Genomic DNA, 20,668 nt, shown 5'->3' on the forward strand with positions numbered 1-20,668 from the left:
AAAACCTGACGCAAGTGCTTTGAGACAAGAGGTACTATTCTATTAGGATATTAAAAAGCCGAGATGAACTCGGCTCCTTAGAATTTAAATTGATCAGTTTAAAATAAGTTGGGTGCTGGTAGCAGCTACGCCTGGATAATCGTGTTCTGGCAGCACTTCAGCAAGTGCCGCTAAACGCTCACCCAGTTGATGAAGATTATCGGCTGAGACATTAATATGCCCCATCTTACGACCAGGTTTAGCCGTTTTACCATACCAGTGACTTGTAACGTCAGGCGTTGCAAGTACTGAGTGTGGAACAGAAGGCTGGCCTAGTACATTGATCATAGCGGTAGGACGAAGTAGTTCTGTACTACCTAATGGTAAACCAGCAACTGCACGCATATGATTTTCGAACTGAGAGCAATGCGTACCCTGCTGTGTCCAGTGACCAGAATTATGCACGCGTGGCGCAATTTCGTTAACTAATAACGTGCCTTGCACATCAAAAAATTCGATTGCTAATACACCCACATAATCAAGCTCTTGCGCAAGCTTGTTAAACGCAACCTCAGCTTGTTCTTGAATTGCTGCTTTTTCTTTACCCGCTACTGAAAGTGTTAGTACACCGTTAGTATGTTGGTTTTCAGTGAGTGGATAGATTACTGTGTTACCTGCTTTGTCGCGTGCCCCAATAATAGATACTTCACGATCAAACGGAATCATCTTTTCAGCGATAATAGAATGCGGCGCAGTTTCGGTGCCTGATGCGATGAAATCTGCCATTTCTGACCAGATCTGGTCAATTTCATCATCAGACTTTAAGCGCCATTGGCCTTTACCGTCGTAACCCGCTTGGCAAGTTTTAATCACAAGCGGCTTACCTAAGCGCTCTACAGCAGCAATAAGGTGCGCTTTTTCTGTAATTAATTGGTAAGGCGCACATTCAACATTTGTTTTATCAAGTAATGCTTTTTCAAGTGCGCGATCGCCACCAGTTTTAATCGCTGCTTTACCTGGGTAAAACTTATTGCTTTGACAGCATAGCGTTAGTACATCATCAGGAATGTGTTCAAACTCAGCTGTAATGGCGTCTGCGTTATCAATAGCTTGTTGTAATGTGCTGTTGTGAACTTCACCGGTTAACGGGTGAATGATTTTTTCACTACCCACATCGTAGGCAACAACATTTAAATCAAGCGGTGCACCCGCTAAGCTCATCATGCGAGCTAACTGACCTGCACCTAAAATTAAAATATTCATATTACTCTGCGGGATTAGGGTTAGCTAAGATAGTGTCTGTTTGTTCTTTACGGAAAGCTTCAACTTTTGCGAAGATTTCAGGCTGTTGACAACCTAAAATTTGTGCTGCTAAAAGTCCAGCATTTGCAGCGCCTGCTTCGCCGATAGCCAGTGTACCTACCGCAACACCTTTAGGCATTTGGCAGATAGATAATAATGAATCTACACCATTAAGTGTTTTTGATTTAACGGGTACACCTAAAACTGGTAGTGATGTAAATGCCGCAGCCATACCAGGTAAGTGCGCAGCACCACCGGCACCCGCAATAATAATTTTAATGCCGCGCTCAGCAGCCGAGCTTGCATAGTCAGCAAGTAATTGAGGGGTACGGTGAGCAGAAACAACTTTAGTTTCGTATTCAATGCCAAATTTTTCTAGCATTAATGCCGCATGTTCCATCGTTGGCCAGTCTGATTTGGAACCCATAATAATGCCAACTGTCATAAATACACCTCAGTTAAAATTGTTTTCTAAAAAGCGGACTTTTGTCCTTATTTTGTGGCGGGTATTATATACCCAAACCACATCAAGATGCGAGTTTCAGTTGGAATTAAAAGCGATTTAGGCAAGGCATTGATTGCAAATAATAGTGGTTCTATTGTTAAAATCGATAACGCAGTATAAATCGCTTTTAAACCAACCCTTTGGGCGCTTCACAGGCACTCACTCTCATCGTTGTCACTTCTTAAAAGGGACTGCCATTTCTACAAAGTAACGCCTTGATATTAAGCACCTGTGAAACGCTGAATTCTGTATCTTGATGTGGCTTGGGTATATCCCCTAACTCACCTCAAGATGCGACTCTAGAAGCACAAAAAAGCCATGACATGCATGGCTTTTAATCACTCATAAGCACATTATGCTTCTCTACTTGCTAGGTACTCTGTGTATGTACCTTTAAAGTCGATAATGTTGCCGTCTTTGATTTCCCAAATACGGGTAGCAAGTGATGAAACAAATTGTCTATCGTGTGAAACGAATAATAAAGTCCCTTCGTATGCTTCAAGTGCTAAGTTAAGCGCCTCGATAGACTCCATATCCATGTGGTTGGTTGGCTCATCCATTAATAAGATGTTTGGTTTATGCATCATAATTTTGCCAAACAACATGCGGCCTTGTTCACCACCTGAAATCACTTTTACTGACTTTTTAATGTCGTTTTGTGAGAACAGCATACGACCTAAGAAACTACGAACAACTTGCTCGTCGTCCCCTTCTTGTTGCCATTGTTCCATCCACTGAAATAAGTTCATGTCTTGTTCGAACTCATCTGCGTGGTCTTGCGCGTAATACCCAATATTAGCGTTATCTGACCATTTAAATTCACCTTGTTTTGGTGCTAAACGACCAGCAAGGGTATTTAACAGTGTTGTTTTACCAACACCGTTCTCACCGATAATCGCAATACGCTCACCTACTTCAACTAAGCCTTCAAGGCCACTGAAAAGCATGTTATCAAAACCTTGCGCTAAGTTTGTTAGCTCTAAGGCATTACGGAATAGTTGCTTTTCTTGCTCAAAGCGAATAAATGGGCTTTGACGGGAAGATGCTTTAACTTCTTCAAGCTGAATTTTATCAATTTGTTTAGCACGTGATGTCGCTTGCTTTGCTTTTGAAGCGTTTGCAGAAAAGCGCGATACGAACTGTTGAAGCTCAGCAATTTGGCTTTTCTTCTTCGCGTTTTCGCTCAGTAGTCGCTCGCGAGCCTGTGTTGCAGCAAACATATACTCGTCATAGTTACCAGGGTAAATACGAAGCTCGCCGTAATCGATGTCAGCCATGTGTGTACAGACTGAGTTTAAGAAGTGACGGTCGTGCGAAATGATGATCATGGTGCAGTCGCGCTGGTTTAACACGTCTTCTAACCACTTAATAGTGTAGATGTCCAAGTTATTGGTAGGCTCATCGAGTAGCATGATGTCTGGATCAGAAAACAGCACTTGTGCAAGTAACACACGCAGTTTAAAACCCGGTGCGATTTCAGACATAGGGCCGTAGTGTTGCTCAGTGCCAATACCTACACCAATCAGTAACTCACCTGCTTTTGCTTCTGCTGAGTAACCATCCATTTCGGCAAACTCAGTTTCAAGGTCTGCTACACGCATGCCGTCTTCTTCGCTCATTTCAGGTAAGCTGTAAATACGGTCACGTTCTTTTTTTACTTCCCACAGCTCTTTATGACCCATGATTACCGTGTCGATTACAGAAAACTCTTCGTAAGCAAACTGGTCTTGGTTTAGTTTTGCAACACGGTCGTTTGGATCTGTACTGACGTTACCTGAAGATGGCTCAAGCTCGCCACTTAGGATTTTCATGAAGGTTGATTTACCACAGCCATTCGCACCGATTAAACCGTAACGGTTACCATCGCCAAATTTTGCTGAGATATTTTCGAATAAAGGTTTAGCACCAAATTGCATGGTGATATTAGCTGTACTAATGATAGCGGTACCCTCCAGCGGGTAAAAAAGTAAAACGAAACTGTGTGCAATTTTAAACTAAAGCCGCTTAGCACGCTATGAAAGATTGTTTAAAACAACCTAGTCATTTTACAACTTAATTAACTAGGTCTATCTTTAGTGAACATGCTCACTTTTATAAGTGAACGCGCTCACTTTACAATTACTTTAAATAAAACAATATAATAGCTATGGGCAATCATAATAAGACACATCAACATATTCTAAATACTGCATGGCAGCTTTTCGCAGAGCATGGATTTAATGATACGTCTACACGTCAAATATCTTCTGCTTGTGGTGTTGCTGTCGGTACTTTGTTTAAACATTTTGAGAGTAAGATCGCGATTTTAGAGGCATGCCTTGAATTGAGGTTTAATGATGTATTAGAGCGCGCTAAAGAAACCGATATTCATCGTCCTCCCCGATTGAAGATCAATCATTACGCACAATACTTTTACCAATTTTATTGTTTACATCATCAATTTTATAAAGTGCTATTTAGTGAACGTTTATTTTCTAAAACATTTCAACAACGACATATGGAGTTAATTCAAACTTTAGTGTTTTCTGAACAACCTCAGTTTAATAAAGTAAAAGCCGCTATCTTGTTGGACTGTTACTTTATGACCCTTATTTATGGGTTAAGTGCTGAAATCCCTAATACCAAACTAATGCTCAGAACGTTGAGTCAGAAAGTGTCTATTTTTTAACTAGAGTAAGCCATTGATAATTCAACATAGTGAACCTAAAATGAATAAATTTTCCTCACAAAGCGGGAGTTTCATGATTTTTTTTCACTTTTTCATATATTTTAGCTTTGATATTCTCATTCTTTTAGTTAATTTAGACCTATTAGGGACAACAATTAAACAAGGTACTTTATGAAAAGAACACACGCTGCCATTTTTCTCGCTGGCTTAACGATAATCCCAACAGCAAATGCCATTGAGATTTATAAAGATGAAACAAACAGTGTCACTTTTGGCGGCTTTATTGATGCAAGAGTAATTAACACTCAAGGTGAAACCGAAATTGTAAACGGTGCATCGCGCATTAACTTTGATTTTAAACGACAATTAAAAAATGGCTGGCAAGCTTTTGCACTACTTGAATGGGGTGTAAACCCTGTTGGTAGCACAGACATAATTTATAATAACCGCTTTGAATCAATTCAAGATGAGTTTTTATATAATCGATTAGGTTATGTAGGACTAAAACACGATGACTATGGCCAAGTAACAATAGGAAAGCAATGGGGTGCATGGTATGACGTGGTCTACAATACAAATTATAGTTTAGTGTGGGACGGTAACGCTGCAGGTGTCTATACATACAATAAAGATGATGGTGCGGTAAATGGAACAGGCCGTGGTGATAAAGTGCTGCAATACCGTAACACTTGGGGGAAATTTCATGTCGCATTGCAAGCTCAGCTGAAATCGGATGACTTTTATACCTGCGACATCGCGGATATATCTCGCAGTTCATGCGAATTATTATTTGAGCAAGGTAATCCTGCAGCGCAAAATGTTGAGTTTAACTCGACTTATGGCGCAGCTGTTACCTATAGAGCAACGGATAATCTAAAGCTTACTGCCGGTATTAACAGAGGTGAATTCGATATTGTTTATGCAGATGGCCGTGATCAGCTTGTTACCGATTTAATTTACGGTGTAGGTATAACATATGGTGACTTTTACAAACCTGGCTGGTATGCCTCTGCAAATATCAATAAAAATGAAAACCACGATACAGATAATTTAGGTCGTTTGATAAAAGATGCTGTCGGTTTAGAGTCTATCCTAAGCTATCGCTTTGATAACGACATTCGTACTTTTATTGCTTATAACGTATTTGACGCAGGTGATGATTACGTAATTCAACCTAACTTTAACGCCGACCCACAAGATGTATTTAAACGTCAATTTGCCGTGATAGGCGCGCACTACTTTATGGCTAAAGATACTATTTTGTATATAGAAGCTCGTAAAGATTTTAGTGACTTTTCGAGTAATAACGCTGAGCAAGAAGCTCAAATGTCACAAACAGAAGATGACGGTATAGCTATCGGATTTAATTACACTCTGTAAATAGTAATTAACGCTTAAGCCCATCTAGGTGGGCTTTTACCTACCCTATTTTATGTACTGCTCAAATATTTTGCTTTTTGGTCGCAATACCAATCAATAAACTAATTCTGGTTACATCAATTTCAAGCATTTCATTTATGCTCTTTTACTGACTAACACAGGTTTCATGTTATGTTTTATTGTGTCTACTGAGTAACTCACTCAACTCTTTCTTGCTTTGCTCAGGATTTTTGCCCGCAGTATCTATGACAATACGTGCTGTTTCCCACAAATGATAATCTCTTGAAATCACACTTTCCCATGATGGAAGTAAAAGATTCCGAATATCTGTTTGCCTGTTTTCTACACGTTGTCGATGTTCGGCTTTATTCGAGCAGATAACTTCAATTTCTATATAGGGTGATGAAGCTTTATTTGCTACGTTTATCCACCCTTCTCGAGATTCCAAAACTGGATTTGTTGAGTCAGCTACAACACAAAGGCCGCTTTTTAGATTTTCTAACGCAAGAGCAAAAGCTACCTTGTAACCTTCGTCATGTAGCTTGTTAAAACCACAGTTTTTTAATTCTTGCTCAATAGTATCAATGCGAATATGAACTGCGCCCAAGGAAGAAGCTAAAAACTTTGAAAGTTCAGTCTTACCTGTTGCGGGTAGACCGCCAAGGATATATAACATATAGTTTATGGATTCCTCCGTGAAACACAAAGCCGTGAAATCGGCTAAAAAGTTGACCATAAGTTGTAAAGCACGTACAAAGCCGGCTATTTTATTTACGCATATACAACCTTGGTGTAACTACGATTTTGCCGATTCTCTCCATTTATCTATAGCAATAGATAAATCAAACTCATTTCTAAAGTTTGATTTCCTATGTAAATAGGAGTCTGGGGAAAAAGATATACCACTTGCCAGTTCATCAATAAAAGTACGACCAATTGCATTAAATGAAGCTATTTCAGCTTGAGTTAATTCAATTTCAACTGTAAAAATACCAACACTACCGCATACAACTGACAGGTACATGTTTTTTTCATTTTGAAATAATAACCATGACCAACTTTGTTCATCTAAAACTATCACTCAGACCCCAGCAGCTAAAACATGATTATAGAAAGAAAATTGCGCTTTTCGACCGCATTTAAGCTCGAATTCTTATTGGTTTATTTTTAGCAAACTTGCTAATTCATTACCAGTGCAATTGAAATTCAACAGCCTTAGCTTTTATTTAAGGGAAAACGAGTAATAGGGTCGTTTTATTAACTATGTGAGTGATGAAACTTAAACTGTATATATACAAGTTCCGGTTAATTGTTAAAGCCAAGCTTATTGAGCCCTACTTTGATTATAGTTATTTTAATTCAAGGCTATGCTGAGGTTTAAAGCAAACAAATATAGTATGATGTGTTCTTATATGTATTAATAACGTTAATGACTAATAAAGTGAATAATCACGTTCTACTTTAGCAATACGCGTTGTAAACGCGCTGTACCATTTATCTTTGCCAAGCTGCTGCGCATTTAAGTGCTCCACGTTTTGTTTCCAGGCTTTGATGGCATCTAAGTTTTGCCAATACGATACCGTAATACCCAAACCATCACGAACAGACTCCATGCCTAAATACCCTGGTTGTTGCTCTGCGAGCTCCACCATTCTATTCGCCATTTCTTCATAGCCAGTGGTATCGTCAGATAAGGTATTAGTGAAAATCACGGCGTAATAAGGCGGTTTTGGCGTATTCACTATCATAATGATTACTTCCCTCTACTTGGTTCAAAACCATCATAACATGGAATTTCTGCGTCAAACGTATCCCAGTTTGCTTTAGAACTTACAAAGTTATGGCTAATGGGACGCTCGTTTAAATCGCTATCTAACAAACCTAAGCGAATACGTAAACGGCTTGAATCGTCTTTATTCTCGCTATATACCGGTGAGCCACAGCAGCTACAAAAATAGCGAATTCTGCCGGGTTTAAATTCAAAGGCACTTAGATGCTGTTGCCCTTCTGTGAGGTTAAAACCATCTCGTTGAATAAAGCCATTGGTTGCGTAGGCTGTGCCTGAATTTTTACGACATAACGAGCAATGGCAATGAATAATTGAGTCTATGCCACCAGCAATCGTTACTTTTACTTTTCCGCACAAACAACTTCCTTGATACATAGCCCCTCTCAGGTTTGAAGATTAATAGCCGCGATGCTTCCAAAAATCAGTGGCAGTGCCTTCGGCTTCCTTTAATAAGTTAAAGGATTTATCAGCAATTATATGGCCATTTAACTCAATAGTCATGCGCCAAATACCTACTTTATTACAAACAGGTGCCCATATCGTATCACCTAAGTAAAACTGCCAATCGTTTGTTTTAATGTACTGCTCGCCTTCAAATGGTGGCATGATCTCGCCATCTTCATCGGGGATATCTGGGTGGTAAACGCAAAATTTAATTTTTTGTCCTTTGGCTTTTTTAATATTAACAATAAAACCAAATTCAATATCTAACTGTGCAGGAACGTCTGTTGTAAATTCGGTGATTTGAGGCAGGTCTTTCTCTTTTGCATCCCAATGACTGTAAATGCCGTAACTTTCAATACTGGTAATTGCTTTGGCCTTTGCCATAGTTGCTAGCGCTCCTTTTTAAAAATGAGGCGCTATTTTATAGTAGCAATTCTAGCAGAACAAGATTGTACTATTATAGTAATTAGCTAACGTATTTTATCCAGTGAGCGTCATGTTGTACAAAGCCGCATTTATTTAAAAGCTTAATACTTGCGCTGTTATTTGAGTCAACTAAAGCGACCACACTGTTTAGTGGTGTCGTTACAAAGGAAGTTAGTTTTTCAAACAGCATATCTAGTACCTTTTGCATTATTCCTTTGCCAAAGTATTGCGATGACAATTCAAATCCCAACATGCCCTGCCCGTTTATTATGTTAAATATGCCTACACTGCCAATAACTTGCCCACTACTTCGTAAAACAATAACTAAACGAATGCCTTGTTGATTATAAAAACGTTCTATGTCGCCTTGAATAAAGTCATACACGTCACCTTTCGTTATGTCAGCACCGTAATCATTAAACGATTGTACTCGGGGATCTCTTAAAATATCCCATATCGCTTGGCAATCTTTATGACGAATGGGGCGTAAGTCAAAGGCTAAGTCATCGTGGCTTGACACGTTAATTTCTTCTTTTTGCTTTATGAGCTAGCATTATTGTCTTACTATAAACGCAATTTCAAGCAATTAGATTAAGTTCGATGAGTGAAGAATTTAAAGTAATTCAACCAACCACCACAGTTTACTGTAAAGAGCGTGGCGAAGGCTGGACCTTAACAGGGATCACTAGTATTGATGAACACACTTCAGTGATGTTCGATGGCGTTAGGTATACCTTACCGGCCCGTGAAATTGTTGAGGTATTATTACCACAACAACTCGAGCGCGAGAAAAACCAACAATAAAAAAAGCCAGCATCAAGCTGGCTTTTTCGTGTTTAAGATTAACGTAATGCGTTAATACGCTCATCAAGAGGTGGGTGCGATGAGAATAACTCGGCAACACCTTTACCGCTTGCAATACCAAACGCCATCATTGAACCTTCTAGTTGTGATGGGTGGTTTTGTTTTAAACGCTCAAGGGCGCTACGCATTTTATCTGCACCTACTAATTTAGCTGCACCGGCATCCGCAGAGAATTCGCGTTTACGGCTATAGTAAGCAACAATCACACTCGCTAGCACACCAAATAGCACTTGGAAAATCATATCGAACAAGAAGTAAGTCCAGCTACTACCGCCCTCTTCTTCATCACTATTTAGGAAATTATCAACAATACCTGCCAATACTTTCGCCATAAAGATAACAAAGGTATTCACTACACCTTGGATAAGGGTAAGCGTTACCATGTCACCATTTGCAATGTGTGACACCTCATGAGCCAATACCGCCTCCGCTTGATCTTGGTTCATATTGTGTAATAAACCTGTGCTCACAGCTACCAGCGAGTTGTTCTTACTTGGGCCTGTCGCAAACGCGTTCATTTCAGGGCTATCGTAAATAGCCACTTCAGGCATCGCGATACCTGCTTTTTTCGCTTGCGCTGCTACCGTCGAAACTAACCATTGTTCTGTTTCAGAACGAGGTTGTTCAATCACATGTGCACCGGTTGATTTTTTTGCCATCCATTTCGACATAAATAACGAAATAAACGAGCCACCAAAACCAAATACGGTTGAAATAACTAAAATGCCTCCTAAACTGCGATGGCTAATACCCAGTACGCTCATCACAATAGACAACACAATACCTAACACTAGCATTACCGCTAAGTTAGTCAGTAGAAACAAAAATACACGCTTCATAAAAACCTCAGAATAAACATACCAATTGTATTAACTAACGACATGGTTAAAAATCGTTAGTTAATAAAATTATCTGGGTGTTCTACCAACTCAGTTTAGGGCTTATGCAATTGGTTGCAAGGAACTAATTGCAACCAATTGTGACAGAGTATGTCAAAAGTAACAACTCAATTATTATGGGTTAATAGATAAAGTTTCAAGTAAGGTTTTGTAAATTTTTAATTTAGGGGTGCCGTCTGTATATGGACTAATCGCTAAAAGCGGGAAAGGTAATGCTGATTTTAATGTTTCTAAATTGGCGTCTTGCTCACGCATGTTAGGGTCTACATGATTTGCAATCCAACCCACACAATTAACACCTAGCGCTTTAAAATGAGCAGCTGTCAGTAATGCATGATTAAGGCAACCTAGTTTCATACCCACTACTAAAATCACATCAAGCTGCTGTGATTTAACCCAATCACTGAGCAAATCGGTTTCGTTGATAGGTAAACACCAACCACCTGCACCTTCTGTAAGAATATAATCGGTATTGAGTGCTCTTACATTCGCATAAGCAGCATCGAGCTTGTCAAATGTCAGTCTATCGCCTATCTGGGCAGCTGCAATATGCGGTGCAATGGGTGGCTCATAGGTGAAGGGGTTAACAATGTTGTATTTTACCCCAATTGATGAGCTTTCCATTAAGGTTAACGCATCATCATTAACTAGCTGCCCAAATGCTTCTTCTGCACCTGCTGCAATGGGTTTAAAACCAACCGCACGCTGCTTATGTTGCGCCAGTAAGTTTAATAATAAACTGGTGACATGGGTTTTTCCTGCATCGGTGTCTGTACCCGTGATAAAAAATTCTTTCATTTTTGAGTTAATTCTATTTTTCTAGTTCTAAAAGGACAACTTGATAACTCACTCTAGCATGCCCATCAACCAGAGGGTATGCCTTACAAACACGATTAAGTGCCTGCCTCGTTAATAACCCTTGGCGTTTTTGCTTAGTTTGCAATGATGTAGCGCCAATAGCTTTAATAGAACGCAGCGCTTCTATGGGTGAGTTATAGGTATCTATATAACACCTATCGGCTGCAAAATTGGGTTTAAACCCCGCCAATTTTGCATACTCGATAATGTGACTAGCACTATGAAACTGATTAATATGGTTTTGCTCGTCTAAACAAGCGAATGCCTGTTTGATCTCTTTGAGCGACCCATCCACAACACAGCTTAAATAAACCTTACCGCCAACTTTTAGAGAATAAAAAAGACTTATTAATAGCGCTTTTAAATCCCCAGACCATTGCATTGCAAAATTACTAAATACGCAATCAAAGGAATTTTGCTGTAAAGGTAAGTTATCCATATCAGCACACACTTTTAAACAACGCGAGTCTTGATCTGTGCTTAGCATAGAATGACTTAAGTCCATTGCCAGTACAGTATCAAAATGTGTTTTAAGCATTGCCGTGTTAACTAAAGGCCCTGCACCTAAGTCAAGGCAAGTACCTTGCTGATGCTTGTTTGCCATCATTTTGAATAAGTGTGCAGCCGCTTGTTTTTGAACACTGGCATGACGCGCATAATTTGCAGCCGCTTTAGAGAACTTAGTTTGTGTTGTTAGCTTATTACTGTGTTGAAAACTTATAGGCGCTTGTAGTTGAACACTCATAAACACTCCACTAGCGAATCAACCAACTGTTTTATATCGTCAGGTTGATGCGCGCTACTTAAGGTGATCCTCAGTCGTGCCGTATTAAAAGGCACCGTGGGCGGTCGAATAGCGGTTAACCATACGCCTTTATCTTTAAGCTTATTAGCAACGGCAAGCGTGTGTTCTGCATCGCCCAATACCAAAGGCTGAATAGCCGTTGTTGATTCCATTAATGCTAAGTTATGCTCTTTGGCAAGCGCTTTAAAGTAAGCAATATTTTCTGAAAGCTGAGAGCGTCTCTTATCCGCTTTTAATAACTTTTCGAGTCGCTCAAGAGTACAACTTGCCATCAGTGGTGACATCGCCGTTGAATAAGTGTATTCACGATTAAACTGCAGCATATAATCAACCATCTGCTCTGATGCAAGCAGGCACGCACCACTACTTGCAAGTGCCTTTCCAAAGGTGATAATCAATAAATCGGGCTTGATTGCCTCACAACTTCCTAAACCTTGCTCACCTAAGACACCAAAACCATGGGCATCATCAATCATCAGCCAAGCATTGTATTGTTTAGCAAGTTTACACAGGGCTTCAATGGGAGCTTTATCACCATCCATCGAAAACACCCCTTCACTCACAATAAGCTTATGCTTAGCTTTTGACTTTTGTAACCGAGATTCTAAATGCTTAAGATCGTTATGATTAAACCGCACCATAGCAGCGGCAGAATGAAGGCCACCATCAATTAAGCTGGCATGATTGAGTTTATCTTGAAAAATTGCAGCTGATTGCGCCACGCTTTTATCTTGAAACAATGCTTTTAATACGCTGCTATTAGCACTAAAGCCGCTGTTAAATAACATAGCGCTTTCATAGCCTAATAATTCGCACAAACGCTGCTCAAGCTGTTGCTGTGGTTTATTATAACCATTCACTAGCGCTGAGCTATGGCTACCTAGTTGCTGCGCTTGTATTTCGATAAAATCATCCGCAAAGCCAAGGTAGTCATTACTGGCAAAATTTAAATATTGTTTACCAGCAACTTCAATAAAGCGCCCGCTTGATTGCTCTACAAGTTGGCGCTGTCTCAGTAATGCATCGGCTTGGCGCTCGATAAGATGCTCGGCAATAAATTCAAAAGCCATTTAAATGTTACGCTTCGTAAAATAGTTCTGATGTTGCTTTATCGGCAACTTTTGATGAAAGTGATGCTGCAACCGCTTCATCGGAATAATCTTCACGGGTTTCTGGGTTCATGCCTAATTTTTTAATCAGCATCATGTCAGCGTCTGCTTCTGGGTTTTCTGTAGTCAGTAGTTTATCACCGTAGAAAATTGAATTAGCGCCGGCAAAGAAACACATAGATTGCATTTGCTCATTCATCGCCGTACGACCCGCTGATAAACGAACATAGCTTTTCGGCATCATAATACGTGCAACTGCGATAGTACGAATAAACTCAAAATGATCTAAATCTTCGACATCTTCAAGTGGCGTACCTTTCACTTTAACCAACATATTAATTGGCACACTTTCTGGCTGTTGCGGCAAATTAGCTAATTGCATTAATAAACCAAAACGGTCAGCTGCCTGCTCGCCCATACCAACTATACCGCCAGAGCACACTTTCATGCCGGCATCACGCACGTTATCGATAGTGTTTAAACGGTCTTGATAAGTACGTGTTGTAATGATCTGTTGGTAATACTCAGGTGATGTATCTAGGTTATGGTTGTAGTAATCAAGGCCCGCGTCTTTTAAAGCATGGGCTTTTTCGTTATCTAGCATGCCAAGTGTCATACAGGTTTCAAGGCCAAGTTCTTTAACCTCTTTTACCATTTTTGAAATATAAGGCATGTCACGTTCTTTCGGATCAGACCACGCAGCGCCCATACAAAAACGGGTTGCGCCTTTTTCTTTGGCAACACGCGCTTGCTCAACCACTTTTTCAACTTCCATTAAGCGTTCACGGTCTAAGTCTGTTTTATAATGACCAGATTGAGGGCAATATTTGCAATCTTCTGGGCAAGCACCGGTTTTAATCGATAATAAAGTAGAAATTTGTACTTCATTTGGGTTGAAGTTTTCACGATGCACACTGGCCGCTTTAAATAACAAATCATTGAACGGCATTTCGAATAATGCTTTTACTTCTTGGTGAGTCCAATCGTGACGGACAACTGCGTGCTCCATAATAGTCTCTTTTTTTAAATTATTGGGACGGTTAGATTGGCTTAGTCTACGAGTTGACGTAACATTGTCAACGAATCGGAGCGATATAAAGTTTACATATGATTAATAAAAAACCAATAGATTTAGATTTTGATCGGGAGCATATTTGGCATCCTTATACTTCTATGACTGAGCCCCTTCCCGTGTACCCTGTTAGCCATGCCAATGCAAATCGTATTTTCTTAGAAACAGGCGAAAGCCTAATAGATGGTATGGCTTCTTGGTGGAGTGCCATCCATGGTTACTGCCATCCTGTTTTAAATGAGGCAATCACCACGCAAGTTAGCAAAATGAGTCATGTTATGTTTGGTGGCTTAACTCATGAGCCTGCTGTTGAGTTATGTAAAAAGCTAGTCAGTATCACACCTAAATCACTCGATAAGGTGTTCTTAGCCGACAGCGGCTCAGTGAGTGTTGAAGTCGCCATAAAAATGGCTTTGCAATACTGGTTAAGCCAAGGATACACCAGCAAGCAAAAGTTAATGACGCCGCTAAAGGGCTACCACGGCGATACCTTTGCAGCCATGAGCGTTTGCGATCCGGTCAATTCAATGCACAGCATGTACTCAGGTTTTTTACCTGAACATATTTTTGTACCTGCGCCGAGTGCTAAATTTAATGGCGAGTTTAGCCCTGCTGAAGCGGATACGCTTGAAAGCTATTTTGCTGCTCATCATCAAGATGTTGCGGCATTTATCATTGAACCCATAGTGCAAAATGCCGGGGGCATGAATTTTTATCATCCTGATTACTTAAAACACCTGCACATTCTTTGCGATAAGTATGATGTTTTACTTATTTGTGACGAAATCGCCACAGGTTTTGGCCGCACCGGCACCTTGTTTGCTGTTGAGCATGCCAATATAGAGCCGGATATCTTATGTGTTGGCAAAGCATTAACGGGCGGCATGATGACGTTATCAGCGACATTAACCACCAGCAAAGTCGCTGTTGGGATTAGCGAAGGTGAAGCCGGTGTATTAATGCACGGCCCAACGTTTATGGGTAACCCGCTTGCGTGTGCCACGGCCTGCGCAAGTATTGATTTACTGTTAGAGCAGCCTTGGCAAGAGCAAATTAAATATATAAATGATGTACTAACAACACAACTTGCTAAATGTAAGCAACTCGATGCAGTAGTAGATGTGCGTACATTAGGTGCTATTGGTGTTGTAGAGCTTAAACAAAGTGTTGATGTAGCAAAAATTCAACGCTTTTTTATAGAGCAAGGTGTGTGGATCCGCCCGTTTGGCAAACTAATTTACTTGATGCCGCCTTACATAAGCGATGAACAAAGCTTAACTAAGTTGTGCGATGCTATTTTTGCAGCCATTGAACAACAGGCGTATTAGGGCGTGTTGACCCTTTGTGATTAATTTTGCAGCAGTGTGTTTGGTATTTAGGCAAGGCAGAGCCTATGTAGTGTGATTGTTCCACATAAATAGGCGATAACGCAGCATCAATGCCAAACACGCGCTGCCCTTCGGGTTCTTTCTAGGGGCGATTAACTCTTTGTTGCTCGATTTTTACTTAGCCCACTAGGTTACAAATCTCGCGCCGCGATTAAATCGCCCCTAGAGTGAACAAATTTTAATCCACAAAGGTCAACACGCCCTCTAGACATTAAAAAAGGAAGCTGATGCTTCCTTTTCCTTTAAACGTTACCATTCAAACATATAAGCCATTTTACTTATCATTCGAAGTGGAACTTTATGTTCACAACGCTTCGCGTAAAGATGTTGTAAAGACTTATCTTTGATTTCACCGACGATCACTTCTTTTACTTGATAACCCAATGCAGTGGCTGCTTGTACATAAGCAATAAATTCCCACTTTTTGATATTGGTGTTATCAACAATCACTAACGGGATTTCTTCTGCTAAGGCATTAATAAAACGCGCTAGGTTTAGGTTGTGGTATTCAGATAACTTGTACTTATCAAATTGATACTCACCTTCGCTATTGTAAAAATAATCATCTGTTGCGCACACGACATAATCACTTTCATTACCTGCTACCAGCTCATCAGCAAGGCTTTGTGCGTAATATGATTTACCTGAGCCGGGTAAGCCGCGAAGAATAAAAACTTGTTTCATAGCACCTGTTATATAAATTAATTAAAGACTAAAGGACCTATATCCTATTGAGAACTGTTAATAATGCCACAAAATAACCAATTAGCGCAGCGAGAATTTAAATAAACGCAAAATTTACGCAAATATTGCTGCTATTTTATCCAAATCAAGAAAAACTACTAAAGAGTATGCCTGAAATGTTTTTTTATTTGATTTACGAGGGTAAGATAGTCGATTCAAGTGCAATGCACAGCATATTAAATATTAGGCAACTTATATCATTGGAGTGAAGATGAGCCATTTAGCGATTTCAGAGCTATTAAAAGGCAAGGTTGCGGTAGACAGCCAAGTAACAGTAAAAGGCTGGATCCGTACACGCCGCGATTCAAAAGCAGGAATTTCATTTTTAGCCGTTCATGACGGTTCGTGTTTTGATCCTATTCAAGCGGTAGTACCTAATTCACTTAATAATTATGATGAAGTTACACGTTTAACTGCCGGTTGTTCTGTATCAATTACGGGTGTGCTGGTTAAATCAGAAGGCCAAGGTCAGTCTTTCGAAATTCAAGCCAACACTGTAGAAGTATTAGGGTGGGTAGAAAACCCTGATAGCTACCCTATGTCAGCTAAGCGTCATAGCATTGAATATTTACGCGAACACGCCCATCTTCGCCCTCGCACTAATATCATCGGCGCGGTAACACGTGTGCGTAACTGCTTAGCTCAAGCGATTCACCGTTTTTATCACGAGCAAGGTTTCTACTGGATCAGCACACCAATCATCACAGCAAGTGACTGTGAAGGTGCAGGTGAAATGTTCCGCGTATCTACATTAGATATGCAAAACTTGCCGCGCACAGACAAAGGTGATATCGACTACAGTGAAGATTTCTTCGGTAAAGAAGCATTTTTAACAGTATCAGGTCAGTTAAATGGTGAGACATACGCATCAGCAATGTCAAAAATCTATACCTTTGGCCCTACTTTCCGTGCTGAGAACTCAAATACGTCTCGTCACTTAGCAGAGTTTTGGATGGTAGAACCTGAAGTTGCATTCGCAGATTTAGAAGATATCGCAAAACTTGCTGAAAACATGCTGAAATACGTTTTCAATGCGGTATTAACAGAGCGTCGTGATGATATGGAATTCTTTGCACAGCGTGTTGAGAAAACAGCGATCTCTCGTTTAGAAGAATTCGTTACAAAAGATTTCGCTCAAGTTGATTACACTGATGCTATCGAAATCTTAAAAGCATGCGGCAAGAAGTTCGAATTCCCTGTTGAATGGGGTGTGGATTTACAATCTGAGCACGAGCGTTACCTTGCTGAAGAACACTTTAATGCGCCAGTCGTTATCAAAAACTACCCGCGTGATATTAAAGCGTTCTACATGCGTCAAAACGAAGACGGCAAAACAGTGGCTGCAATGGACGTTGTTGCACCAGGTATTGGTGAAATCATCGGTGGTTCTCAACGTGAAGAGCGCTTAGATGTATTAGATAAGCGTCTAGAAGAAATGGGCTTAGATAAAGAAGACTACAGCTGGTACCGTGATCTACGTAAATACGGAACTGTGCCACATTCTGGTTTTGGTCTAGGCTTTGAGCGTTTAGTGGCTTATGTAACGGGTATGGGCAACGTTCGTGACGTTATCGCCTTCCCACGTACTAAAGGTAGTGCAACATACTAATTTTAGTATTTATAGAAAACCAGCCTATTGGCTGGTTTTTTTATGCCTAAAAATCATTATAAAACAATTCACTCTAGAAATTTTTAGTTAATGTTCTATAGTCATAAGACTTGCCAAAAAAGGATCTATTATTGGTTATGTTCGTTCGTTCACTAAAAGTACTCACACTGACTTTCATTTTTCTAGGTAAGTCTAGCTTCGCACTTGATGAAGATATTAATACAAAACCTATTTTAATTGCGGGTTCAACGTCTGTGACCGAGTTACTAACCCCACTCAAAGATGATATAAGTCTCGCTTTAGGCAACACATTGCAGATAAGACCGATGGGCAGTGACAAAGGTGTCAAAGCGATTGCTGAAGGTCTTATCGACATAGGTACAACATCACGGTACCTAACGAAGCAAGAGCAAGAACAATGGCCTCATTTAAGGCAGATAGTCATAGCGCAAGATGCGTTAACATTTATAGTTAACAGCGAACTAAATATTAAAAATTTGAGTATCACGACTCTCAAAAATATTTATCAAGGAAAAATAACTAAATGGTCAGACGCCTCTCAGTTAACGCCAGAATTAAGCAATAAAAACGATGAAATACTGCTTTTTAGTAAAGCGACTCATCATGGCAGCTTCGATGTATTTTTAGAATTTTTAGAATTGGACTATATCAAAGACCCTGAAAGTAACTTTATACGACTCAAAAATGCAGGTAATAGGGGTTTATTTTCAAATCAAAAAGTCGAACTGTACAACCAATTCAATCAAGCACTTGGTATAGTTCAGCGTATTCCAAATGCGATTGCCTATGACTCGTATGGCGCCATTAGTAATCTTGAAAATGATCGTCGCATCAATAAAGTAACGACTCTATCAATAAATGGCGTTAAACCTAATTTGCAAAGCATAAGTGATGGTGAATATGCCTTTGTACGACCGCTCATTTTAATTGTAAACACACAATCCCCTCGTTCTAAGGAGATAGGTGTGAAACTCGCAGCCTTATTTAAATCGCAAAAAGTAAAAGATAAAATACGAGAACATGGTTACCTCCCGGTTCAGTTTTAACCTCGAGAAATAAAAAAAGCTGCGCACCTAAGTGCAACAGCTTTTAACAACCAGAATCGTTATGAATTACAGAGCGCTTTCTAGCTCTGGTAACACATCAAATAAATCAGCAACTAAACCGTAGTCAGCGACTTGGAAAATTGGCGCATCAGGGTCTTTATTAATGGCAACAATCACTTTTGAGTCTTTCATACCCGCTAAGTGTTGAATTGCACCACTGATACCAACAGCAATATACAAATCTGGGGCAACAATTTTACCCGTTTGACCGACTTGCATATCATTTGGTACAAAGCCCGCATCAACAGCAGCACGTGAAGCACCAATGGCTGCGCCAAGTTTGTCGGCAATGCCATTTAATAGTGCAAAATTTTCACCATTTTGCATACCGCGACCACCTGAAATAACTACAGGTGCAGCTGTCAGCTCTGGACGCTCTGATTCAGTTTGTTCTTCTGATACAAACTCACTCAAACCAACTGAACCTTTACCCGTAACACTTGTTACAGACACTGGTGCTTGCTCTGATGCAACATCAAAGCTACTGGCACGCACGGTAATCACCTTTTTGCTATCAAGTGATTTAACTGTCGCAATTGCATTACCCGCATAAATAGGACGCTTAAAGGTATCTGCATCAATTACGTCAATGATTTCTGAGATTTGTGCAACATCTAAAAGTGCTGCAACACGTGGCATAAAGTTTTTACCCGTTGTTGTTGCGCTTGCGACAATGTGTGAATAGTTATCTGCTAAAGATAAAACCAGATCCGCTAAGTTTTCAGCTAGCTGATGAGCATAAGAGGCATCATCAGCAATCAGTACATTACTTACCCCTGCAATTGATGCTGCTTGCTCACTCATAGCAGATAAGTTTTCCCCTGCTAGTAATAAATCTACATCAAAGCCTAATTTAACAGCAGCAGTAATCGTTTTATTGGTTTCAGGCTTTAGAACACCTTTGTCGTGTTCGGCTATCACTAATGTTTTCATTTAGATCACCTTCGCTTCTGTTTTTAACTTTTCAACCAATGTCGCAACATCTTCTACGATAATGCCGCCGCTGCGTTTTTCTGGCTCGTTTACTTCAACCAGCTGCACGCGAGGCGCAAGGTCTACACCAAGGCTATCAGCAGCAATTACATCAAGTTGTTTACGCTTTGCTTTCATGATGTTTGGTAATGAAGCATAACGGGGTTCATTTAAACGTAAGTCTGTCGTTACAATAGCAGGTAGTTTAAGAGCAACAGTTTGTAAGCCGCCATCTACTTCACGCGTTACATTAATTGTACCTGCTTGTATATCGACTTTAGATGCAAAGGTGCCTTGGCCACGACCTGTTAGAGCAGCAAGCATTTGACCGGTTTGATTGTTGTCAGAGTCAATCGATTGCTTACCTAAAATTACCAATTCAGGTGATTCTTGCTCTACAATCTTGCTCAGTAATTTAGCAACATGTAAAGACTCAAGCTTTTCTTCTGTTTCAATATGAATGGCTTTATCGGCACCCAGTGCTAAGGCCGTACGTAATTGCTCTTGAGATGATTTATTACCAATAGTCACAGCAACAACCTCTGTGGCCATCCCTGCTTCTTTTAAACGAATAGCTTCTTCAATTGCAATTTCACAAAACGGGTTCATCGCCATTTTTACATTAGCTAGATCAACATCCGTTTTGTCAGCTTTAACGCGTGCTTTGACGTTGTAGTCAATTACTCTTTTAATTGGAACAAGGACTTTCATCGTGACTCCATCAATTG

23 protein-coding genes are annotated in these 20,668 nt (G+C 40.1%); 6 read left to right on the plus strand and 17 right to left on the minus strand.

From position 1 onward, the window contains the following. Positions 1–93 precede the first annotated feature (93 nt). From L3Q70_RS08505 to L3Q70_RS08515, 3 genes are all read right to left on the minus strand, one after another. Complete coding sequence (locus L3Q70_RS08505; protein ID WP_237114093.1) at positions 94–1,242, minus strand: 5-(carboxyamino)imidazole ribonucleotide synthase; 1,149 nt, start codon at positions 1,240–1,242, stop codon at positions 94–96. Position 1,243: 1 nt separating this feature from the next. After that, positions 1,244–1,726, minus strand: coding sequence for a 5-(carboxyamino)imidazole ribonucleotide mutase (gene purE / locus L3Q70_RS08510; protein ID WP_054561454.1), 483 nt, complete (start codon positions 1,724–1,726; stop codon positions 1,244–1,246). Between the two features lie 413 nt (positions 1,727–2,139). Further along, a complete protein-coding gene (locus tag L3Q70_RS08515) occupies positions 2,140–3,726 on the minus strand; it encodes an ABC-F family ATPase (RefSeq protein ID WP_237115255.1) in 1,587 nt (528 codons plus the stop codon). A 206-nt stretch (positions 3,727–3,932) separates the two neighbouring features. Here L3Q70_RS08515 and L3Q70_RS08520 point away from each other — a divergent pair, with 206 nt between their 5' ends. Beyond that, positions 3,933–4,454 (plus strand): TetR/AcrR family transcriptional regulator, encoded by a 522-nt coding sequence (locus L3Q70_RS08520; RefSeq protein ID WP_062569101.1) that lies wholly within the window; start codon positions 3,933–3,935, stop codon positions 4,452–4,454. A gap of 171 nt (positions 4,455–4,625) precedes the next feature. Next, positions 4,626–5,834, plus strand: coding sequence for a porin (locus tag L3Q70_RS08525; RefSeq protein WP_193988830.1), 1,209 nt, complete (start codon positions 4,626–4,628; stop codon positions 5,832–5,834). A 169-nt stretch (positions 5,835–6,003) separates the two neighbouring features. On the opposite strand, the gene L3Q70_RS08530 is transcribed toward L3Q70_RS08525, so the two are convergent. The 6 genes from L3Q70_RS08530 to L3Q70_RS08555 form a co-directional block, all read right to left on the minus strand. Beyond that, a complete protein-coding gene (locus L3Q70_RS08530; protein WP_193988831.1) occupies positions 6,004–6,510 on the minus strand; it encodes an AAA family ATPase in 507 nt (168 codons plus the stop codon). Between the two features lie 120 nt (positions 6,511–6,630). After that, positions 6,631–6,915, minus strand: coding sequence for a hypothetical protein (locus L3Q70_RS08535; protein WP_062569104.1), 285 nt, complete (start codon positions 6,913–6,915; stop codon positions 6,631–6,633). Between the two features lie 352 nt (positions 6,916–7,267). Then, positions 7,268–7,582 carry an antibiotic biosynthesis monooxygenase gene (locus L3Q70_RS08540; RefSeq protein WP_062569105.1) on the minus strand — a complete coding sequence of 105 codons (315 nt, stop codon included), beginning with the start codon at positions 7,580–7,582 and terminating at the stop codon, positions 7,268–7,270. A 5-nt stretch (positions 7,583–7,587) separates the two neighbouring features. Continuing rightward, a complete protein-coding gene (locus L3Q70_RS08545) occupies positions 7,588–7,998 on the minus strand; it encodes a GFA family protein (protein WP_062569106.1) in 411 nt (136 codons plus the stop codon). Positions 7,999–8,019: 21 nt separating this feature from the next. Next, a complete protein-coding gene (locus L3Q70_RS08550) occupies positions 8,020–8,451 on the minus strand; it encodes a DUF3859 domain-containing protein (RefSeq protein WP_062569107.1) in 432 nt (143 codons plus the stop codon). Between the two features lie 82 nt (positions 8,452–8,533). Beyond that, positions 8,534–9,013, minus strand: coding sequence for a GNAT family N-acetyltransferase (locus L3Q70_RS08555; protein WP_062569108.1), 480 nt, complete (start codon positions 9,011–9,013; stop codon positions 8,534–8,536). 80 nt (positions 9,014–9,093) lie between these two features. Here L3Q70_RS08555 and L3Q70_RS08560 point away from each other — a divergent pair, with 80 nt between their 5' ends. Continuing rightward, entirely contained in the window at positions 9,094–9,297 is a 204-nt protein-coding gene (locus L3Q70_RS08560) for a hypothetical protein (RefSeq protein ID WP_054561447.1), read from the plus strand. 38 nt (positions 9,298–9,335) lie between these two features. Here L3Q70_RS08560 and htpX read toward each other — a convergent pair whose 3' ends face one another. The 5 genes from htpX to bioB all read right to left on the minus strand — a co-directional run bounded on the left by htpX (position 9,336) and on the right by bioB (position 14,037). Continuing rightward, entirely contained in the window at positions 9,336–10,196 is an 861-nt protein-coding gene (htpX, locus tag L3Q70_RS08565; protein WP_062569110.1) for a protease HtpX, read from the minus strand. Between the two features lie 174 nt (positions 10,197–10,370). After that, on the minus strand, positions 10,371–11,054 hold the full coding sequence (bioD, locus tag L3Q70_RS08570; RefSeq protein WP_062569111.1) for a dethiobiotin synthase: 684 nt from the start codon (positions 11,052–11,054) through the stop codon (positions 10,371–10,373). Between the two features lie 13 nt (positions 11,055–11,067). Next, positions 11,068–11,859 carry a methyltransferase domain-containing protein gene (locus L3Q70_RS08575; RefSeq protein WP_237114094.1) on the minus strand — a complete coding sequence of 264 codons (792 nt, stop codon included), beginning with the start codon at positions 11,857–11,859 and terminating at the stop codon, positions 11,068–11,070. Further along, a complete protein-coding gene (locus L3Q70_RS08580) occupies positions 11,856–12,989 on the minus strand; it encodes an 8-amino-7-oxononanoate synthase (protein WP_237114095.1) in 1,134 nt (377 codons plus the stop codon). Before L3Q70_RS08580 ends, L3Q70_RS08575 begins: the two co-directional genes overlap by 4 nt. A 7-nt stretch (positions 12,990–12,996) precedes the next feature. Further along, complete coding sequence (bioB, locus tag L3Q70_RS08585) at positions 12,997–14,037, minus strand: biotin synthase BioB (RefSeq protein WP_054553903.1); 1,041 nt, start codon at positions 14,035–14,037, stop codon at positions 12,997–12,999. A 98-nt stretch (positions 14,038–14,135) separates the two neighbouring features. On the opposite strand from bioB, the gene bioA reads away from it, so the two are divergent. Next, positions 14,136–15,428: an adenosylmethionine--8-amino-7-oxononanoate transaminase gene (gene bioA, locus L3Q70_RS08590; RefSeq protein ID WP_237114096.1), complete on the plus strand. Its 1,293-nt coding sequence runs from the start codon at positions 14,136–14,138 to the stop codon at positions 15,426–15,428. A gap of 309 nt (positions 15,429–15,737) precedes the next feature. Here the strand turns inward: bioA and L3Q70_RS08595 are convergent, their stop codons facing one another. After that, complete coding sequence (locus L3Q70_RS08595; protein ID WP_062569116.1) at positions 15,738–16,172, minus strand: ATP-binding protein; 435 nt, start codon at positions 16,170–16,172, stop codon at positions 15,738–15,740. A gap of 271 nt (positions 16,173–16,443) precedes the next feature. On the opposite strand from L3Q70_RS08595, the gene asnS reads away from it, so the two are divergent. Continuing rightward, on the plus strand, positions 16,444–17,841 hold the full coding sequence (asnS, locus tag L3Q70_RS08600; RefSeq protein ID WP_062569117.1) for an asparagine--tRNA ligase: 1,398 nt from the start codon (positions 16,444–16,446) through the stop codon (positions 17,839–17,841). A 137-nt stretch (positions 17,842–17,978) separates the two neighbouring features. Continuing rightward, positions 17,979–18,908 carry a substrate-binding domain-containing protein gene (locus tag L3Q70_RS08605; RefSeq protein WP_062569118.1) on the plus strand — a complete coding sequence of 310 codons (930 nt, stop codon included), beginning with the start codon at positions 17,979–17,981 and terminating at the stop codon, positions 18,906–18,908. 66 nt (positions 18,909–18,974) lie between these two features. Here L3Q70_RS08605 and L3Q70_RS08610 read toward each other — a convergent pair whose 3' ends face one another. Further along, on the minus strand, positions 18,975–19,901 hold the full coding sequence (locus tag L3Q70_RS08610) for an FAD-binding protein (RefSeq protein ID WP_193988837.1): 927 nt from the start codon (positions 19,899–19,901) through the stop codon (positions 18,975–18,977). Further along, entirely contained in the window at positions 19,902–20,651 is a 750-nt protein-coding gene (locus L3Q70_RS08615; protein ID WP_237114097.1) for an electron transfer flavoprotein subunit beta/FixA family protein, read from the minus strand. Positions 20,652–20,668 lie beyond the last annotated feature (17 nt).

Origin of the sequence: Pseudoalteromonas sp. CF6-2 (assembly GCF_021729425.1) — a bacterium.
Classification (GTDB): domain Bacteria; phylum Pseudomonadota; class Gammaproteobacteria; order Enterobacterales; family Alteromonadaceae; genus Pseudoalteromonas; species Pseudoalteromonas arabiensis.

Bases quoted from the DNA above. Each gene is read 5' to 3' on its own strand.
- L3Q70_RS08530 (WP_193988831.1), bottom strand. From the start codon at position 6,510: ATGTTATATATCCTTGGCGGTCTACCCGCAACAGGTAAGACTGAACTT.
- L3Q70_RS08525 (WP_193988830.1), top strand. From the start codon at position 4,626: ATGAAAAGAACACACGCTGCCATTTTTCTCGCTGGCTTAACGATAATC.
- L3Q70_RS08520 (WP_062569101.1), top strand. From the start codon at position 3,933: ATGGGCAATCATAATAAGACACATCAACATATTCTAAATACTGCATGG.
- L3Q70_RS08560 (WP_054561447.1), top strand. From the start codon at position 9,094: ATGAGTGAAGAATTTAAAGTAATTCAACCAACCACCACAGTTTACTGT.
- L3Q70_RS08595 (WP_062569116.1), bottom strand. From the start codon at position 16,172: ATGAAACAAGTTTTTATTCTTCGCGGCTTACCCGGCTCAGGTAAATCA.
- purE (WP_054561454.1), bottom strand. From the start codon at position 1,726: ATGACAGTTGGCATTATTATGGGTTCCAAATCAGACTGGCCAACGATG.
- L3Q70_RS08605 (WP_062569118.1), top strand. From the start codon at position 17,979: ATGTTCGTTCGTTCACTAAAAGTACTCACACTGACTTTCATTTTTCTA.
- bioB (WP_054553903.1), bottom strand. From the start codon at position 14,037: ATGGAGCACGCAGTTGTCCGTCACGATTGGACTCACCAAGAAGTAAAA.
- L3Q70_RS08575 (WP_237114094.1), bottom strand. From the start codon at position 11,859: ATGAGTGTTCAACTACAAGCGCCTATAAGTTTTCAACACAGTAATAAG.
- bioD (WP_062569111.1), bottom strand. From the start codon at position 11,054: ATGAAAGAATTTTTTATCACGGGTACAGACACCGATGCAGGAAAAACC.
- asnS (WP_062569117.1), top strand. From the start codon at position 16,444: ATGAGCCATTTAGCGATTTCAGAGCTATTAAAAGGCAAGGTTGCGGTA.
- L3Q70_RS08615 (WP_237114097.1), bottom strand. From the start codon at position 20,651: ATGAAAGTCCTTGTTCCAATTAAAAGAGTAATTGACTACAACGTCAAA.
- L3Q70_RS08545 (WP_062569106.1), bottom strand. From the start codon at position 7,998: ATGTATCAAGGAAGTTGTTTGTGCGGAAAAGTAAAAGTAACGATTGCT.
- htpX (WP_062569110.1), bottom strand. From the start codon at position 10,196: ATGAAGCGTGTATTTTTGTTTCTACTGACTAACTTAGCGGTAATGCTA.
- L3Q70_RS08580 (WP_237114095.1), bottom strand. From the start codon at position 12,989: ATGGCTTTTGAATTTATTGCCGAGCATCTTATCGAGCGCCAAGCCGAT.
- L3Q70_RS08610 (WP_193988837.1), bottom strand. From the start codon at position 19,901: ATGAAAACATTAGTGATAGCCGAACACGACAAAGGTGTTCTAAAGCCT.
- L3Q70_RS08540 (WP_062569105.1), bottom strand. From the start codon at position 7,582: ATGATAGTGAATACGCCAAAACCGCCTTATTACGCCGTGATTTTCACT.
- bioA (WP_237114096.1), top strand. From the start codon at position 14,136: ATGATTAATAAAAAACCAATAGATTTAGATTTTGATCGGGAGCATATT.
- L3Q70_RS08550 (WP_062569107.1), bottom strand. From the start codon at position 8,451: ATGGCAAAGGCCAAAGCAATTACCAGTATTGAAAGTTACGGCATTTAC.
- L3Q70_RS08505 (WP_237114093.1), bottom strand. From the start codon at position 1,242: ATGAATATTTTAATTTTAGGTGCAGGTCAGTTAGCTCGCATGATGAGC.